19 protein-coding genes are annotated in these 17,148 nt (G+C 59.3%); 9 read left to right on the top strand and 10 right to left on the bottom strand.

The window, feature by feature from the left end; genetic code table 11:
• The first annotated feature begins 4 nt into the window (after positions 1–4).
• Together BKX96_RS26000 and BKX96_RS25995 are read left to right on the top strand one after the other, a co-directional pair.
• Positions 5–709, top strand: coding sequence for a FadR/GntR family transcriptional regulator (locus BKX96_RS26000; RefSeq protein ID WP_046815737.1), 705 nt, complete (start codon positions 5–7; stop codon positions 707–709).
• Between the two features lie 25 nt (positions 710–734).
• Positions 735–1,424, top strand: a complete 690-nt coding sequence (locus BKX96_RS25995; protein ID WP_077185840.1) for a GntR family transcriptional regulator — start codon at positions 735–737, stop codon at positions 1,422–1,424.
• Here the strand turns inward: BKX96_RS25995 and yjiA are convergent.
• The 3 genes from yjiA to BKX96_RS25980 all read right to left on the bottom strand — a co-directional run bounded on the left by yjiA (position 1,421) and on the right by BKX96_RS25980 (position 4,794).
• Positions 1,421–2,392, bottom strand: coding sequence for a GTPase (gene yjiA, locus BKX96_RS25990; RefSeq protein ID WP_046815739.1), 972 nt, complete (start codon positions 2,390–2,392; stop codon positions 1,421–1,423). The genes BKX96_RS25995 and yjiA overlap by 4 nt on opposite strands.
• A gap of 122 nt (positions 2,393–2,514) precedes the next feature.
• A complete protein-coding gene (locus BKX96_RS25985; RefSeq protein WP_008052036.1) occupies positions 2,515–2,712 on the bottom strand; it encodes a YbdD/YjiX family protein in 198 nt (65 codons plus the stop codon).
• A 15-nt stretch (positions 2,713–2,727) separates the two neighbouring features.
• Positions 2,728–4,794 carry a carbon starvation CstA family protein gene (locus BKX96_RS25980; RefSeq protein WP_077185839.1) on the bottom strand — a complete coding sequence of 689 codons (2,067 nt, stop codon included), beginning with the start codon at positions 4,792–4,794 and terminating at the stop codon, positions 2,728–2,730.
• Positions 4,795–4,946: 152 nt separating this feature from the next.
• Between BKX96_RS25980 and BKX96_RS25975 the strand changes: the two genes are divergently transcribed.
• Complete coding sequence (locus BKX96_RS25975; protein ID WP_046815740.1) at positions 4,947–5,315, top strand: PilZ domain-containing protein; 369 nt, start codon at positions 4,947–4,949, stop codon at positions 5,313–5,315.
• Between the two features lie 8 nt (positions 5,316–5,323).
• On the opposite strand, the gene radA is transcribed toward BKX96_RS25975, so the two are convergent.
• The gene (gene radA, locus BKX96_RS25970; protein WP_046815741.1) at positions 5,324–6,691 is read right to left on the bottom strand and encodes a DNA repair protein RadA; all 1,368 of its coding nucleotides are present in this window, start codon (positions 6,689–6,691) and stop codon (positions 5,324–5,326) included.
• A 644-nt stretch (positions 6,692–7,335) separates the two neighbouring features.
• On the opposite strand from radA, the gene mscL reads away from it, so the two are divergent.
• Positions 7,336–7,749 (top strand): large-conductance mechanosensitive channel protein MscL, encoded by a 414-nt coding sequence (gene mscL / locus BKX96_RS25965; RefSeq protein WP_046815742.1) that lies wholly within the window; start codon positions 7,336–7,338, stop codon positions 7,747–7,749.
• A 33-nt stretch (positions 7,750–7,782) separates the two neighbouring features.
• Here mscL and BKX96_RS25960 read toward each other — a convergent pair whose 3' ends face one another.
• Positions 7,783–8,559 carry a ferredoxin--NADP reductase gene (locus tag BKX96_RS25960; protein WP_077185838.1) on the bottom strand — a complete coding sequence of 259 codons (777 nt, stop codon included), beginning with the start codon at positions 8,557–8,559 and terminating at the stop codon, positions 7,783–7,785.
• Positions 8,560–8,900: 341 nt separating this feature from the next.
• Between BKX96_RS25960 and BKX96_RS25955 the strand changes: the two genes are divergently transcribed.
• Both BKX96_RS25955 and BKX96_RS25950 read left to right on the top strand, forming a co-directional pair.
• The gene (locus BKX96_RS25955) at positions 8,901–9,632 is read left to right on the top strand and encodes a helix-turn-helix transcriptional regulator (RefSeq protein ID WP_077185837.1); all 732 of its coding nucleotides are present in this window, start codon (positions 8,901–8,903) and stop codon (positions 9,630–9,632) included.
• A 165-nt stretch (positions 9,633–9,797) separates the two neighbouring features.
• Complete coding sequence (locus BKX96_RS25950) at positions 9,798–10,922, top strand: methyltransferase (protein WP_077185836.1); 1,125 nt, start codon at positions 9,798–9,800, stop codon at positions 10,920–10,922.
• A 63-nt stretch (positions 10,923–10,985) separates the two neighbouring features.
• On the opposite strand, the gene BKX96_RS25945 is transcribed toward BKX96_RS25950, so the two are convergent.
• The 3 genes from BKX96_RS25945 to BKX96_RS25935 all read right to left on the bottom strand — a co-directional run bounded on the left by BKX96_RS25945 (position 10,986) and on the right by BKX96_RS25935 (position 13,689).
• Positions 10,986–11,153, bottom strand: a complete 168-nt coding sequence (locus BKX96_RS25945; RefSeq protein WP_077185835.1) for a DUF2474 domain-containing protein — start codon at positions 11,151–11,153, stop codon at positions 10,986–10,988.
• An 88-nt stretch (positions 11,154–11,241) separates the two neighbouring features.
• Complete coding sequence (cydB, locus tag BKX96_RS25940) at positions 11,242–12,249, bottom strand: cytochrome d ubiquinol oxidase subunit II (protein ID WP_046815746.1); 1,008 nt, start codon at positions 12,247–12,249, stop codon at positions 11,242–11,244.
• 3 nt (positions 12,250–12,252) lie between these two features.
• A complete protein-coding gene (locus BKX96_RS25935; protein WP_046815747.1) occupies positions 12,253–13,689 on the bottom strand; it encodes a cytochrome ubiquinol oxidase subunit I in 1,437 nt (478 codons plus the stop codon).
• A 401-nt stretch (positions 13,690–14,090) separates the two neighbouring features.
• On the opposite strand from BKX96_RS25935, the gene BKX96_RS25930 reads away from it, so the two are divergent.
• The 3 genes from BKX96_RS25930 to BKX96_RS25920 all read left to right on the top strand — a co-directional run bounded on the left by BKX96_RS25930 (position 14,091) and on the right by BKX96_RS25920 (position 15,993).
• Positions 14,091–15,329 carry an MFS transporter gene (locus BKX96_RS25930; protein ID WP_046815748.1) on the top strand — a complete coding sequence of 413 codons (1,239 nt, stop codon included), beginning with the start codon at positions 14,091–14,093 and terminating at the stop codon, positions 15,327–15,329.
• A gap of 84 nt (positions 15,330–15,413) precedes the next feature.
• Complete coding sequence (locus BKX96_RS25925) at positions 15,414–15,692, top strand: type II toxin-antitoxin system RelE/ParE family toxin (protein WP_046815749.1); 279 nt, start codon at positions 15,414–15,416, stop codon at positions 15,690–15,692.
• A 13-nt stretch (positions 15,693–15,705) separates the two neighbouring features.
• Positions 15,706–15,993 (top strand): HigA family addiction module antitoxin, encoded by a 288-nt coding sequence (locus BKX96_RS25920; RefSeq protein WP_046815750.1) that lies wholly within the window; start codon positions 15,706–15,708, stop codon positions 15,991–15,993.
• 6 nt (positions 15,994–15,999) lie between these two features.
• On the opposite strand, the gene BKX96_RS25915 is transcribed toward BKX96_RS25920, so the two are convergent.
• Both BKX96_RS25915 and BKX96_RS25910 read right to left on the bottom strand, forming a co-directional pair.
• Positions 16,000–16,551, bottom strand: a complete 552-nt coding sequence (locus BKX96_RS25915) for a DJ-1 family glyoxalase III (protein WP_046815751.1) — start codon at positions 16,549–16,551, stop codon at positions 16,000–16,002.
• A gap of 68 nt (positions 16,552–16,619) precedes the next feature.
• The gene (locus BKX96_RS25910) at positions 16,620–17,069 is read right to left on the bottom strand and encodes a DUF4879 domain-containing protein (protein ID WP_077185875.1); all 450 of its coding nucleotides are present in this window, start codon (positions 17,067–17,069) and stop codon (positions 16,620–16,622) included.
• Between the last annotated feature and the right edge of the window lie 79 nt (positions 17,070–17,148).

Raw genomic sequence — 17,148 nt, 5'->3', positions numbered from 1 at the left:
AACAGTGATTACCTCGTCGACCGTTGTAAATTCAGTCGTAGAAAAACTTCGGGCCGCGCTGGCCCGCGGTCAGTGGCGTTCCGGCGACATGCTGCCGGGGCAACGCGAGCTGGCCGAACAATTGGGCATCAGCCGCCCCAGCCTGCGTGAAGCCGTCACCGTGCTCGAAACCCTCGGCCTGGTGCGTTCCATGCCCGGTAAGGGCGTGGTGGTGCTGGAGGCCAATCTTGCCGACAGCCAACAGCACGACAGCGCGGTGGCCGCGGCAAGCCTGGAAGATGTTCTGCAGCTGCGCTACACCCTTGAGCCGTTCATCGTGGGCTTGGTGGCGCAATCGATCAGCAGCAAGGAAGTCGGGCAACTGCGCCTGACCCTGATGGACATGCGCGAAGCCCTGGAGGCCAACGACAGTGAAGCCGGAGTGAGCGCCTACATCGCGTTCCACGAAGAACTCTTCACCCTGACCTCGAACCCGATCTTCCAGAGCGTGGTCCAGCAGACCAGCAATGCCCTCAAGCAAAGCGCCCAAGTGCTGCGCAACTCCCCGGAGCATCTGGCTGAACGCCTGGAAGAAAATGAAGCGGTGGTACGGGCGATCCGCAGCAAGAACAGCGCCCAGGCCAGTGCCGAGATGCGTCGGCACATTCTTCGCGAAGGCCAGCGGATGGGCATTGAACTGAACATCCCGGAAGACAACCTCGGCAGTTGAACCCTCTTTGAACCGGAGAAAGGCCATGAACAGCTTCGTTTCAGCGCAAACGCTTACCACCCTGCCCTTTCCACCGGCGGCGGATGATCTGTACTCGCGGGTCCTCGACGCCATTCTTGAACAGCGCATCCATGAAGCCAGTCGTTTTACCGAGGAAAGCCTGGCGCAAATGTTCGGTGCCCGACGCAGCGACATTCGCAACGTGCTGACGCGACTGTCCCATCAGCAGATCATTATTTTGCGGATCAATCATCGTCCCCGCGTCGCGGCGCTCGGTGTCGATCAGGTTCGGCAAACGCTGCATGCCCGGCGACTGACCGAACTCATGCTGGTGAGGCTGACCTGCCAGAGGCCCTGCACGCATGCCTTGAAGCGCCTGCGCACGCTGGTCGATAGTGAGCGTCAATGCGCCGAGCGTGGCCGGGCGATTCGTCTGTCGGGGGAGTTTCACCTGCAGCTGGCAGAAATGGCGGGCAACGCTCCGTTGGCGCATTTTCTCGGCAGTCTCGTGCCTCTGACCTCCTTGGCGATTGCGCAGTTTGATGCATGCGTAGAGAACAATTGCGGCTGGCAACTTCACGAGAAAATAGTGGACGCGATAACGCGCATGGATACCGCGATGGCCTTGGCACTACTGAATCGTCATCTGGACCATCTGGAGGCGGCGTTGCTGAGCGCTCGACCGCTACCCCGTCAGGATCGTATTGCCGGTTAGCTCGCTGCCACTCGGGCGAACCCCTGGCGAATCTTGTCCTGCGGCAAATCATCGGCAATGAACACAATCACGCTTTCACGGGTTTCATCGGCAGCCCACTCCGTGTCCCAGTCGAAACCGTAGAGCTTCAGCACCCCCTGGAACACCATGCGGCGCGGCTCGCCGAGAATGTTCAATACACCTTTGTAGCGCAACAGTTGCTTGCCGTGCTCCTCCAGCAGCTCGTTCATGAACTCGCTGAGCTTGTCGATATCCAGCGGTTTGTCGGTGCGCAGCACCAGGCTGGAAATACGGTCGATGGACGGGGCCTGGCTGACCGGGCGCAAACTCACGCCGCCGCCCAGGTCGGCGTTGAGATTGAAACCACGCACGTCGAGCAGTTCGGCCAGGTCGATCTTGCCGTGATCGACCACGCGGATGGGCGCTCGGCGATTGATACGGGTCAGGCGTTCGCTCAATGCCGTGAACGCAGGTTCGTCCACCAGATCACGCTTGCTCACCAGCAGCCGATCGGCAAAACCGATCTGCGCCTGGGCGATGGTCTGGGCCAGATGCTGTTCAGCGTGCGCCGCATCCACCAAGGTGATGATGCCGTCGAGGATGTAGCGCTCGCGCAGCTCCTCGTCGATGAAGAAGGTTTGCGCCACCGGAGCCGGGTCCGCCAGGCCGGTGCATTCGATCACCAGCCGGTCGAAGGCGATGTCTCCACTGTCGAGGCGCTCGAGCAACAGATACAGGGCCTTGGTCAGATCGGTGTGGATGGTGCAGCAGACGCAACCGTTGGACAGCGTCATGACCTGTACCGGTTCGTCACCCAACAGTTGGGTGTCGATGCCGGCGTCGCTGAATTCATTTTCGATCACGGCGATTTTCAGGCCGTGCTCGGCTTTGAGCAGGTGGCGCAACAGCGTGGTTTTGCCGGCACCGAGGAAGCCGCTGAGGATCGTTACGGGGATTGGGGCTGACAAAATAAGGTCTCCCGGACGCAAAAAAAATTGTAGGAGCCCGGCTTGCCGGCGAAGGCGTCCTGAAGATCGCTTCCGCCGGCAAACCGGCCTCCTACAGTGGTGTGTTGCCTAGGCGTGGTGCATCAACAACACTTCGGCCCACCCTTGCCACCGTAACGAGCCTCCTGGCGTTCCCGAAAGAACATCTCGTAGCTCATCACCGGTTTGTCAGGGTGCTTGCTTTGCATATGCTCGACGTAGTTGTCGTAGTCGGGCATGCCGACCATCAGGCGCGCGGCCTGGCCGAGGTATTTACCGAGGCGACTCAAGTCATTGAACATGCTGCAATCCTCTGGTTACGCATCCGGCAGCACCTGGAAAGGCGATTCTTTGTCCGTACGATCTTTTGTACCCCAGGCGGCAATACCGACCTTGAGTGCATAGAACAGGATGCTGAACACCACGAACAGGAACAGCGCAGTCAGCGTGGCGTTGGTGTAGGCATTGAAGATCACGTGCTGCATCTGGGTGATGTCCTTGGCCGGGGCGAGGATCTGGCCGTTGGCCAAGGCATCGCTGTATTTTTTCGCCAGCGACAGGAAGCCGATCGCCGGGTTGGCGTCGAACAGCTTGATGAAGCCCGCTGTCGTGGTGCAGATCAGCAGCCACAACGCCGGCAACAGGGTGACCCAGACATAACGCTGGCGTTTCATCTTGATCAGCACCACGGTGCCGAGCATCAGCGCGATACCGGCCAGCATCTGGTTGGAAATACCGAACAGCGGCCACAGGGTATTGATACCACCCAACGGATCGATCACACCCTGATACAGCAACCAGCCCCACATGGTCACGCAGCCGGCAGTGGCGATCAGGTTGGCGGTCCAGGATTCGGTGCGCTTGAGCGATGGCACGAACGAGCCGAGCAAGTCCTGCAGCATGAAACGCCCGGCACGGGTGCCGGCGTCCACCGCGGTCAGGATGAACAGCGCTTCGAAGAGGATCGCGAAGTGGTACCAGAACGCCATGGTGTTTTCACCCGGCAGCACACTGTGCAGGATCTGCGCGATACCGACCGCCAGGGTCGGTGCACCGCCGGCACGGGCCAGGATGGTGGTTTCACCGATGTCGTGGGCCACCGCCTGCAGCGCTTCCGGGGTGATTGCAAAGCCCCAGTTGCTGACTGCGGTCGCCACCGCCACCACATCACCGCCAACGACGGCGGCCGGGCTGTTCATCGCGAAGTACACGCCTGGCTCGATCACCGACGCCGCGACCATGGCCATGATCGCCACGAAGGACTCCATCAACATGGCGCCGTAACCGATGTAACGGGCATTGACCTCGTTATCCAGCAGTTTCGGCGTGGTGCCGGAGGAAATCAGTGCGTGGAAACCCGAGACCGCGCCACAGGCGATGGTGATGAACAGGAACGGAAACAGCCCGCCCTTCCACACGGGGCCAGTGCCGTCGACGAATTGGGTCAGCGCCGGCATTTTCAGCTCGGGCATGGTCACCAGGATGCCGATGGCCAGTGCGACGATGGTGCCGATCTTCAGGAAAGTCGAGAGGTAGTCACGGGGCGCCAGGATCAGCCACACCGGCAACACCGCGGCGACAAAGCCATAGCCGACCAGCATCCAGGTGATCTGGATACCGGTGAAGCTGAAGGCCTTGGCCCACACCGGATCAGCGGCAATTTGCCCGCCGAGCCAGATGGAACCCAGCAGCAACAGCACGCCGATCACCGAGATTTCACCGATGCGTCCCGGGCGGATGTAGCGCATGTAGATGCCCATGAACATCGCGATCGGGATGGTCGCCATCACCGTGAAGATCCCCCATGGACTCTCGGCCAGGGCCTTGACCACGATCAGCGCCAGCACCGCAAGGATGATGATCATGATCAGGAAGCAGCCGAACAGCGCGATGGTGCCGGGAATGCGGCCCATTTCCTCACGGACCATGTCGCCCAGCGAACGGCCGTTGCGGCGGGTGGACATGAACAGGACCATGAAGTCCTGCACGGCACCGGCCAGCACCACGCCGGCAATCAGCCACAGCGTGCCGGGCAGGTAGCCCATCTGCGCCGCCAGTACCGGACCGACCAGGGGCCCTGCGCCGGCGATGGCCGCGAAGTGGTGACCGAAGAGGATATGCTTGTTGGTCGGGACATAATCCAGACCGTCATTGTTGAGCACGGCGGGGGTAGCCCGTCGCGCATCGAGTTGCATGACATTATTGGCAATGAACAGACTGTAGTAACGATACGCAACGAGATAGATGGCCACGGCGGCGACCACAATCCACAACGCGTTGATCGCTTCACCTCGGCGCAGTGCCACGACGCCAAGGGCGCACGCCCCAACGATTGCCAGCAGCAGCCAGGGTAAGTGGCGTAGCGGGCTATTATTATTTTTCATTTTATTATTCCAGCCAGAGTGGACAAGAAAGACAACCACCTCGAGTTTAGCTCGCCTGACAGCAAAGGCCATACCCTGACAACGGTCTGGACGCCTGGCAGCGTTTCGCGATGGCGGTCTATAGTCAGCGTACATTTCCGAGGATCGTGCCAATGACCGAGCGCCCTGCCGAACGTCGCCGCTTCAAACGTATTGCGTTCGATGTCAGAACCGAGCTGGGCCAGGAGGCGTTCATCTGGCCGGTGAAACTGATCGACCTGTCGCTCAAGGGCTTGCTGATCGAGCGACCGGAACCCTGGCTGGGGGATCCGCAGAAGGATTTTTTTGTCCACATTCATCTGAGCGAAGGCGTCGATATCGACATGGATGTGCAGTTGGCCCACGAAGACAACGGGCAGCTCGGCTTCGAGTGCAGGCATATCAGCCTGGAATCCATTGAATGCCTGCGGCGATTGATTGAGTTGAACCTGGGAGATCCGCAGGAGCTTGAACGGGAGCTGGGCGCCCTCATCGAAATCTGAACCCGGAGTTATTCGAAGAGAGCGTCGAGGGCCTGTTCCAGGCGCGTCACCGCGATGATCTGCAACCCCGGCGGCGCCTCTTTCGGCGCATTACCCTTGGGCACGATCGCCCGCTTGAAGCCGTGCTTGGCCGCTTCTTTCAAGCGCTCCTGGCCGCTTGGCACCGGGCGCACCTCCCCGGACAGACCGACCTCTCCAAACACCAGCAGATCATGGGGCAGCGGCCGGTTACGCAAACTCGACATGACAGCCGCCATCAAGGCCAGGTCAGAGGCTGTTTCCAGTACTTTCACCCCACCAACCACGTTGAGAAACACGTCCTGATCGTGGGTGGGAATGCCCCCATGCCGGTGCAAGACAGCCAACAACATCGCCAGCCGGTTCTGGTCCAGCCCCAGCGTCACCCGGCGCGGATTGGCCAGGTGACTGTCATCCACCAGCGCCTGGACTTCCACCAGCATCGGCCGTGTGCCTTCCCATGTCGCCATGACCACGCTGCCGGGGACTTCTTCCTGTGCACGGGTCAGGAAAATGGCCGAAGGGTTGGAGACTTCTTTCAGGCCCTTGTCGGTCATGCCGAACACGCCCAGTTCGTTGACCGCGCCGAAACGATTCTTTACCGCCCGCAACAGGCGCAGGCGCCCGTCTGATTCGCCTTCGAAATACAATACGGTGTCGACCATGTGCTCCAGCACCCTAGGCCCCGCCAGCGCGCCTTCCTTGGTCACATGTCCCACAAGGAAAATCGCGGTGCCACTCTGCTTGGCGTATCGCACCAACAGTGCCGCGCTTTCGCGAACCTGGGACACGCCACCCGGCGCCGATTGCAGTTGCTCGGTGAAAATCGTCTGGATCGAGTCGATCACCATGACCCGGGGTTTTTCCAGCCGGGCGGTGGCAATGATGGTTTCTATGCAGGTCTCGGTCATGACCCGCAACTGATCCTGGGGCAGCCCCAGGCGTCGGGCACGCATGGCGACCTGTTGCTGCGACTCTTCACCCGTGACATACAGCGCCGGCATGCTCTTGGCGAGATTGCAAAGGGTTTGCAGCAGAATGGTGGATTTGCCGATACCGGGATCACCGCCAATCAGCACCACCGAGCCGTCCACCAGGCCGCCACCCAGCACCCGGTCAAGCTCACCGGAAGCCGTGGAGAAACGCGGGACTTCCTCGACACTGACCTCAGCCAGGGTCTTGATTTGCGCCTGCTGGCCGGTCCAGCCGGTGCGACCGCTGGGCGCCGCTGCGCCGCCGCTTTCCACCATGGTTTCAGTGAGCGTGTTCCAGGCGCCGCACTCGCCACATTGTCCGGCCCACTTGGGAAAGGTTGAGCCGCACTCGGTGCAGCCGTACATGCGCTTGGCCTTGGCCATCGGAACTCCCGGCAAAAACCGCGATGATAGCTCAGGTCAGCTGTCTTGGTACCTGGCGATTGATGCCATTAATCTGCAGTAACGAGTCACATCTGACACTTCAAACATCACCCAACAGAACTTAAACAAAAACTCACGAACTACCCATACAATATCCACCAGCACCTTGATAATTATTTGTACACCAATGGACCAACTACCCAACCATCGCAAACACCCATTGAAAAAAACCTATACGAAAATTAACCAACAACTCGCCATGCGTATAACAAAAGCCCTTTTCTAAAAAGTCATACAAATAAAAAACACCAATTCGCATGGCAACAGCGTTGAATGATAGATCGACAACACTGACCAAGAAAAATCCAGGACAACCTGCTGGAATGATTACTGGCCGACGGTGTAAACGCTCAAATCACAGCGTGCAATCCGTAGTGTTTTCTCGCCTGCCAATTGCTCCCTTGCCAAGGGTCAAGACGCCGCTGCGAGGCAAAGTTGTCGCCGAGAAGTGAGTCATTTTGTAAACTTTTCACCGCAGGATCAGTCGATTGCAAGCCAACCCCACACGCAGTCGTATCGGGCAGGATGCGATTTGCTGATTTACACTGCGTTCACCAACCTCATCTGTAACAAGGAAATGACCTATGGGCGTGATAAGCGAGTTCAAGGCCTTCGCCGTCAAAGGCAATGTGATCGACATGGCCGTCGGTATCATCATCGGCGCGGCTTTCGGCAAGATCGTGACGTCGTTTGTCGGCGATGTGATCATGCCCCCAATCGGCTTGCTGATCGGCGGGGTGGACTTCAGTGACCTGGCCATTACGCTCAAGGCCGCCCAGGGCGATGTCCCGGCGGTGGTCCTGGCGTACGGTAAATTCATTCAGACCCTGATTGATTTCGTCATCGTAGCGTTCGCGATTTTCATGGGCGTCAAGGCCATCAACCGCCTCAAGCGCGAAGAAGCCGCCGCACCGACCCTGCCGCCGGTTCCGACCAAGGAAGAGGTGTTGCTCGGTGAGATTCGCGACTTGCTCAAGGCCCAGAACACTCGACCCTGAATCAAACGGCGCCTCCATGGCGCCGTTTTTGTTTCACCAGAAGTTCTCCACAGCCACCTGACCGGGCCGCCGGCTGAGGCTCAAGTGCATGTCTCGCTGCTTGAGCAATTTGCGCGTGTCATCGATCATCTGCGGGTTTCCGCACAACATCACTCGCGAATGCTCAGGGGTCAGCGCCACGCCAGCCGCCCGCTCCAGCTCGCCATTTTCAATCAGGGTGGTGATCCGTCCGTTCAGCGCGCCGGGGTGCCGCTCGCGAGTCACGGTGTTGATGAGCTGCAACTTGTGGCCAAACGCCTGCAAATAGTCGCGCTGCGCCAATCCGGCAATCAGCGCCTGATAAGCCAGCTCCTTGGACTCGCGGACGCTATACACCAGTATGATCCGCTCGAATTTTTCCCAGACCTCGAAGTCCTGCAAAATCGATAGAAAAGGTGCCAGGCCTGTACCGGTGGATAACAGCCACAAATCACGGCCGTCGACGAAGCGGTCGAGTGTCAGGTAGCCATACGCCTGCCGATCGACCAGCAGCGTGTCGCCAACACCCAACCGGCTCAGCTCGCTGGTGAATTCGCCGCCAGGCACGACGATGGAAAAGAACTCGAGAAACTCGTCGTAGGGTGAAGACACCATGGAATAGGCACGCCACACCGTACTGCCGTCCGCCTTGACTACACCCAGCCGGGCGAATTGCCCTGCGCGAAAGCGAAAGCCTGCATCCCTCGTGGTGCGCAGGGTGAACAGGTTCGGCGTCAACGGTTCGACGTCGAGCAAGGTCTGGCGGGTAAATTTCTCTTCACTGGCGGTCATGGGGTGCTCCCTTCAACACATGACCGCAGTGTCTCGCAAAGCGAACCCCATAAACACCGGTGATTTGTAGTGTCTTTAGCGATCATAATCGAATGCATGACACTCCCAACCTTCTCACACCCTTTTAACTAATCAGTTACCCCGATAACAATACCGACAATCATATTAAAATCGACATTTAATACCTGCTTTTAACTCAATCACATTAGAACCATAAACCCGTTTTATAAATTCAAACAAAACAAAAAATTCTCACCCCCGTGTGTGAAACATCCTACAATCCGTGCGTACTGGACATTGGACCCATACACGTCGGAGCCAATATAAATTGGAGCTCAAAGATGGAAAGGTGGAAGGAATTACAACTCAGCCAGTTAGCCAGCGCCAAGGAGATTGATACCGCCTATCAGGTAGCGCTGCGTTTCGCGAAAAATATCGGATATAAATTTTTCGAATTTTCAGTCGCTTACAAAATCAGATCGGAGCAATTGAATACACTTAGACTCAACAATTACCCTGCAAGCTGGAACAACGAATATGAACAAAAAAAGTTCAGGGACATCGATCCGATAGTGGCACATTGCAATCAAACAATGCTGCCGGTGCTCTGGAGTGAAGAGCTCTTTTGCAAAGTCCCTTCGATGTGGGACGCGCTGGAAACACAGGGATTCCAGCATGGCTGGTCGCAATCGGTGCATGACGACGAAAGCGGTCTGTGCAGCATCCTGAGCCTGGCCAGGAGCCATTGTCCGATCAGCTCGTTCGAGCTGTACGAGAATCTCGGTTTCTCCGTCTTCATGGGACAGCACCTGCATGCACTGGCCGTACGATCACTGCCAAAACACCCGGCAAAATTGGCTTCGCCGCATCTGTCGCTGCGGGAAGTCGACGTGCTGAAACTCGCAGCCGATGGCAAGACGGCCTACGAGAGCGCCAGGATTCTCAATCTCAGTGCCCGCACCGTCAATTTCCATGTGCAGAGTGCGATCGAGAAACTGGGCGTCAACAACAAGATTTCGGCCGTCATTGCCGCGGTAAAAGGCGGTTATCTGGGGAGCGACGCGCTGCGCTGATCACAAAACCTGCGAGTAATCCAAAAGAAAAAATCGTACCATTTGCATCCCTCTCGAGTGATGACGTGTAAAACATCATGCCGCATTTCACTCGGACGGTCCCGCCCGCAACAACGCCCCAGGGCCGCGGAACATCCTCGTCCATCTATCAGAGCCTCCTGCCCGATGCCCTTGCTCGAAACCCCGTTCGCCCAGCTCGACCTGATCCGCCAGCCCGAACAGCAGAACGAACCGCTGCAAGCCTTTGACGCTGCAGATGAGTACCTGCTCAATCACCTGGCTGAACAGCGGCCCACGGTGGACACGCGGGTGCTGGTGCTCAACGACAGTTTTGGCGCATTGGCCGTCAGCCTGGCAGGCAAGGTCAATGTGACCAGCAGTGGCGATTCATTCCTGGCCTTGCAGGGGTTGGAAAAGAATCTGGTCCGCAATGGCCAGGCGTTTGACGCCGTGCCCTACGTACCGGCCAGCGAATCCTTCGCGGGGCCGTTCGACCGGGTGCTGATCCGGGTGCCAAAGACATTGGCATTGCTGGAAGAACAGCTGATCCGTCTGCAGGGCCAATTGGCTCCCGGTGCCCAGGTGATTGCCGGGGCAATGGTCAAGCATCTGCCGCGCGCTGCGGGCGATCTGCTTGAGCGTTATGTCGGCCCGGTGCAGGCCTCATTGGCGGTAAAAAAAGCCCGGTTGCTGATCGCCACGGCTCAAGCCAAGGCTGGCGTCGCGTCCCCCTACCCGACCCGCTATCGACTCGATGAACCGGCGATCGAGCTGCTCAATCACGCCAACGTGTTCTGCCGGGAAGGTCTGGACATCGGCACGCGAGCCTTCTTGCCGCACCTGCCCAAGAACCTCGGCAGCGCCAGGGTCGCCGATCTCGGTTGCGGTAACGGCGTGCTGGCGATTGCCAGTGCCCTGCAAAACCCCGAAGCCCGCTACACGCTGGTAGATGAGTCTTTCATGGCGGTGCAATCGGCCGCCGAAAACTGGCGCGCCACGCTGGGCGAGCGGGAGGTGATCGTACGGGCGGGCGATGGCCTGGCCGGGCAGGAACCGCAATCGCTGGATGTCGTGCTGTGCAATCCACCGTTTCACCAACAACAGGTGGTCGGCGACTTCCTCGCCTGGCGGATGTTCCAGCAAGCCCGGGAGGCGCTGGTGGTGGGCGGTGCGCTGTACATCGTCGGCAACCGTCATCTGGGCTATCACAGTAAGCTGGCGCGTTTGTTCCGCGGGGTCGAGCAAGTGGCGGCCACGCCTAAATTCGTGATTCTCAAAGCGCGTAAGTAACACGCAAGAAAAAACCCTCCAGATGGAGGGTTTTTTTATGCCAAAGGCTGGATATCGATTCTGTCAGTGAGTGGTAAGGCCTGCGGCATTCATGAACATCCGCATCAGGCTGGCCACGATGAACAGCGCACCGACGCTGCCAGCCCAGATCAAGGCCAACCAGCCGATCCGTTGCCACAGCGGTTTTTTCTCAGCTTCTTCAATGTCGTGCAGGGAGTGTTTGCCGGGCATGACACATCCTCCAATCAAGGTTGGATGGCGCCGGTAATGACGCCATCGTCGCAACGCCGCCCTTAGTCGGCTGGCGCCCACAGGAGTCCTAGTGATAACCATCCTCGTGGGTGACCTTGCCGCGGAACACGTAATAGCTCCAGAAGGTATAACCCAGGATGAACGGGATGATGAACAGCGTCCCTACCAGCATGAATCCTTGGCTTTGCGGGGGCGCGGCGGCGTCCCAGATCGAGATCGACGGCGGCACGATGTTCGGCCACAGGCTGATCCCCAGGCCGCTGTAACCGAGGAAGATCAGCACCAATGTCAGCAGGAATGGCGTGTAGTGCGCATTGCGGGCCACGGCACGCATCAAGCCATACAACGTCACCAACACCAGGATCGGCACCGGCAGGAACCAGAACAGGTTCGGCAAGGTGAACCAGCGGGCTGCGATCTCGGCGTGGGCCAGAGGTGTCCAGATGCTGACGATACCGATCACCGCCAACAACACGAACGCCAAGGGTCGCGCCAGGTCGTGCATCTGCTCCTGCAACTTGCCTTCGGTCTTCATGATCAGCCAGGTGCAACCGAGTAATGCGTACGCCACGACCAGCGCCGCGCCGCAGAACATTGTGAAGGGTGTCAGCCAATCCAGCGAGCCGCCGGCAAACTGCCGATCGACCACCGGCAAGCCATCGATGAACGCCCCCAGCGCCACGCCCTGGAAAAACGTTGCCGCAATCGAACCGCCGATGAAGGCCTTGTCCCACAAGTGACGCTTGTCATCCTTGGCCTTGAAGCGGAACTCGAACGCCACGCCGCGGAAAATCAGCCCGACGAGCATGAAAATCAGCGGCAGATACAAGGCTGAGAGCACCACCGAATAGGCCAGCGGGAAAGCCCCGAACAACGCCGCACCGCCCAGCACCAGCCACGTCTCGTTGCCGTCCCAGACCGGGGCCACGGTGTTCATCATCACATCGCGGTCGGTCTTGCCGGGAATGAACGGAAAGAGAATGCCGATACCGAGGTCGAAGCCATCCATGACCACGTACATCATGATGCCGAAGATGATGATCACGGCCCAGATCAGCGGAAGATCAATACCCATGATTCAAATCTCCTTGGTCACGATGTGGTCGGCATCCGCGGGTTCATCGTCGGCGGCGGACAAAGGACGCGCCGGGGTGCGTTTCTGGCCGGGGCCGCCTTCGTTGGTTTCCTTGCCTTCGTCGATCTTCGGCCCTTTGCGCACCAGGCGCATCATGTAGCCGAGGCCGGCACCGAAGAGTGCGAAGTACACCACCACGAACAGGATCAAGGTGATGCTCATCTGCATGAAGCTATGGTTGGAGGATGCATCCGCCGTGCGCATCAGGCCGTAGACCACCCAGGGCTGACGACCGATTTCTGTGGTGAACCAACCGGCGAGGATCGCGATCAGCCCGGACGGCCCCATCCACAATGCCAGGTAGAGGAAAGGCCGTGAGGTGTACAGCCCGTCGCGCTTGCGCAGCCACAGGCTCCACAGGCCGGTGAAGATCATCAGGAATCCGAGGCCGACCATGATCCGGAACGACCAGAACACAATGGTCGAGTTGGGCCGGTCCTCGGGCGGGAACTCCTTGAGCGCCGGCACTTGCTTGTCCAGCGAGTGGGTCAGGATCAGGCTGCCCAGGTACGGGATCTCGACGGCGAACCTGGTTTTCTCTTCTTTCATGTCCGGCCAGCCGAACAGGATCAGTGGCGTCGCCTCGTCGCCTTTGTTTTCCCAGTGGCCTTCGATCGCGGCGATCTTGGCCGGCTGGTGTTCCAGTGTATTGAGGCCATGGAAGTCGCCGATGACGGCTTGGATCGGCGCGACGATCAAGGCCATCCACATTGCCATCGACAGCATCTTGCGAATGGCCGGGTTATCCTTGCCGCGCAGCAGATGCCAGGCTGCCGAGGAGCCAACGAAGAACGCCGTGGCGACAAACGCCGCCGTCGCCATGTGCATCAGGCGGTACGGGAACGACGGGTTGAAGATCACCGCCAGCCAGTCGGTGGGAATGACCTGGCCGTTGATGATTTCAAAGCCCTGGGGCGTTTGCATCCAGCTGTTGGAGGCGAGGATCCAGAAGGTCGATATCAGCGTGCCAATGGCCACCATGACCGTGGAAAAGAAGTGCAGGCCGCGCCCAACCTTGTTCCAGCCGAACAGCATGACGCCGAGGAAGCCGGCTTCGAGGAAGAATGCCGTGAGCACTTCATAGGTCAGCAACGGACCGGTGACCGAGCCGGCGAAGTCCGAGAAGCGGCTCCAGTTGGTGCCGAACTGATAGGCCATGACCAGGCCTGAGACCACCCCCATGCCGAAGTTGACGGCAAAGATCTTCGACCAGAAATGGTAAAGGTCTCGGTAGGTGTCGTTATGGGTTTTCAGCCACAAGCCTTCGAGCACCGCCAGGTAACTCGCCAGGCCGATGGTGATGGCTGGAAACAGGATGTGGAACGAGATGGTAAACGCGAACTGAATTCGGGCGAGATCAAGTGCCTCTAAACCGAACATAAGTCTTCCTCTGTCAGGTAGTACGGCTGCGGGCTCGAAGCCTGCACCCACGGCCCCCACGGATATGGAGTGTGGCGAATCTCTGTTTGTTCTTTTTTTGTACGCATCACAACGCAGGGAGTCTGGCCTCACGGCCGCCGGATCAATTCCTTTTGCCGGTCTTGATCTGGATCAATCAACGATGAAAGAGTAGTCCCATTTGCGCGGATGAACCGCGTGGCCTTTTGCCGCGTGACAAGTTGCCTCACGGTTTCAGTCACAGGTTGAAACGGAATCACCGGAAGGAAGTGGGCCATCAGCCAGTGAAATCGATGCTTGGCTAACGAAATTTTCCCGCCTCGCAACTTCCTGTTACAGCTTGGTGATAATCTCGCCCTTTCCCTCCCCAGACTTGCCTTCAAATGCCCAGCCATGAGCCCTTGCTGTTACGTCACCATCGCCCTTTCATCGCTTTCTGGCTGGCCCGGGTCTTCACCGCCAGCGGTTTTCAGATGCTCACCGTGGCCATCGGCTGGAATCTCTACCAACTGACCGGCAACGTGCTCGACCTGGGCCTGGTCGGGCTCGTGGAGTTCGCGCCGCGCGTGCTGTTCATGCTGCACACCGGGCATGTCGCCGATCGCTACGACCGGCGCAAGGTCGCGGCCATCTGCCAGTCGCTGCAAGCGCTGATCGCCCTGTCGCTGGCCATCGGCAGCGCGACAGACCATGTCACCCGGGAAATGATCTTCATCCTCGCGTTCCTGCTCGGCGCCGCGCGCTCGTTCGAAATGCCCACCACTCAAGCCTTGCTGCCGAGCATCGTGCCCAGCGCACTGTTTCCCCGGGCCGTGGCCGCCGCACAATCGGCCCAGCAATCGGCGACCATCGTCGCCCCGGCCCTCGGTGGCTTGCTCTACGCCTTCGGCAGTGTCTGGGTGTATGGCCCGACGGTGATCCTGTACCTCATCGCCTGCGCATTGATGCTGAACCTGCCCGCCCGGCAAACGCCTCTGAACAAGGGCAAGGCCACGCTGGATTCACTCTTGGCGGGCATCCGTTTCATCCGCAGTCGCCCGGATATCCTCGGCGCCATTTCCCTCGACCTGTTCGCCGTCCTGCTGGGGGGTGCGACGGCGCTGCTGCCGGTGTTCGCCAAGGACATTCTGTTGACAGGCCCGTGGGGCCTGGGCCTGCTGCGTTCAGCACCAGCGGTGGGTGCGCTGCTGATGTCGCTATTCCTGGCGCGGTTCGCCGTGGAGCGCAATGTCGGGCGGGTCATGTTCACCGCCGTGGGTGTGTTCGGCGTGGCGACGATCGCCTTCGGCCTGTCGACCTCGTTCTGGTTTTCGTTGGCCGTGCTGGTGGTCCTGGGCGCGGCCGACATGATCAGCATGGTGATCCGCGCCTCTTTCGTGCAACTGGAAACCCCGGACGAAATGCGCGGGCGGGTCAGTGCCGTGAACGGTCTGTTCATTGGCGCGTCGAATCAACTGGGGGAATTCGAATCCGGCCTGACCGCCCACTGGTTCGGCACCGTGCCGGCAGTGGTCATGGGCGGTATCGGCACGCTGGTGGTTACCGGGACCTGGATCAAACTGTTCCCGACCCTGGCCAACCGCGACCGGATGCATGTGCCGGTGGAAGAGGTGAAGGCTTGAGGCCGCTGCCGATCACAAATTTGCCGACCAGGTGCAATACATAGTTAACGCATAGAGTGTAATGTATCGCCTTACACTTCCCCCATGATCAGATCCTTTCAGCACAAAGGCCTTCGTGGCTTCTATGAAACAGGCTCGACTCGGGGAATTCGCGCAGATCATGCGAAACGTCTGGGCCGTATGCTGCAATTCATGGATCGCGCAGCGGTACCCGGCGACCTCGACCTTCCAGGGTGGCGGTTACATCCACTCAAGGGAGAGTTGGCCGAGTACTGGTCACTGACCGTTTCCGGAAACTGGCGGATCATTTTTCGATTTACCGGATCGGATATCGAACTGGTCGACTATCTCGATTATCACTGACAGGAGGCAGGACATGCCCATGCACAACCCGCCGCACCCTGGTGAAACACTGTTGATGGATGTATTGCCTGAACTGGGTATCAGCGTCGCGGAACTCGCCCGGCACCTTGGGTTTGCGCGCCCGCATCTGTCGCGGGTGCTGCATGGACATGCACCAGTCAGTCCGGATTTGGCCGTGCGTTTGGAACGCGCAGGGATCGGCAAGGCCCGCATGTGGTTAGGGGTACAGACCGATTATGATCTGTGGCAAGCGGAGCACCGTGAGCAACCGCCCATCAAACCCATCGCCGCTCACGCCTGACGCCGTCTATACCAACAACTCCCCCGCCACCATCGCCCGCGTGGCTTTACCGCACAGCTGTTCCACCAGCGTCAGCGCAAATGCCAAGGCGCCACCCGAGCCTTGGGCGGTGATGCAATTGCCGTCGACCACCACCGGTTGATCGACGAAGTTGCAACCCGACAGTTGATGGCTGGCCGACGGCAGGCAAGTCATGCGTCGCTGGCGCAGCACGCCGAAGGTTTGCAGTGCTACCGCGGGCGCTTCGGCGATGCCGGCGAACAGGCGGCCCGCCGCGGCCTGGTCCTTGACCAGTTGTTGCAGGGGTTGATGAGCGGTCAGGTGCTGCGCCCCTGTGGCGCCGCCAGGCAGGACGATCAGATCGAACGGCTGGGCCAGTAGATCCACCAGCATCGCATCGCACGTCAAGCGCGTGCCTCGGGCACAGGTGAGCATGCGCCGCCCCTCGATGCTGGCGACCACGACCTCGACCTTGGCGCGGCGCAATACATCGATCAAGGTCACTGTCTGCAGGTCATCGGCGCCCTCGGCGAGGGTAATCAAGGCTCGAAAAGTCATGGGAACAATCCACAGAAGGGTCCTTAGAGCGTAGTCAGCTTTCCTGTCCCCTGTTCGAGCCGCCGTCGTTACTTGATGTAAAGCTGGGTCGACAGCGTGTTGCCCGGCGCGTTGATCGAAGTATTACTGAAGGTGAACGTACCTTCCTGCCTACCCGCCAGATTGAAAATGTACAGGTTGCCGACGACCTTGGTCCTTTGCGCGCAATCGGTCAGGTTGCCGTTCTCATAAGCGCACACCGGCGTGCGGGTGCCGTCCACTTCGAAGCCATCGAGCGTGACATGGGGCTGGCTGCGGCCGTAGCCCACTTCCAGCACATAGATCCTGATGTTCGGGCCCGCGTGGTCGCAGCGGGTCTGAGCCTGTCCTTCCTCAATCGTCTCAAAACCACAGCCTGGCGATTCGACCTTGAGCACTTTTACCTGGGTCAATGGGGGGGCCGATGCCGCTGAAGCGGATTGTGCCGCCAGCGCCAACGCCATCAAGACACCGGACATGATCGTCAGCCACTTTTTCATCCAAATTGCCACCGCAAAAAACCAGCGCGCAGTATGGCTGGTTTGGACTGAACACAAAACATCGACGACGATCACCGCC

Origin of the sequence: Pseudomonas putida (genome assembly GCF_001976065.1) — a bacterium.
In the GTDB taxonomy this organism is placed as follows: Bacteria; Pseudomonadota; Gammaproteobacteria; order Pseudomonadales; family Pseudomonadaceae; genus Aquipseudomonas; species Aquipseudomonas serbica.
Note: the sequence above shows the minus strand (reverse complement) of the source record. Positions and strands in the feature narration are given on the sequence as shown.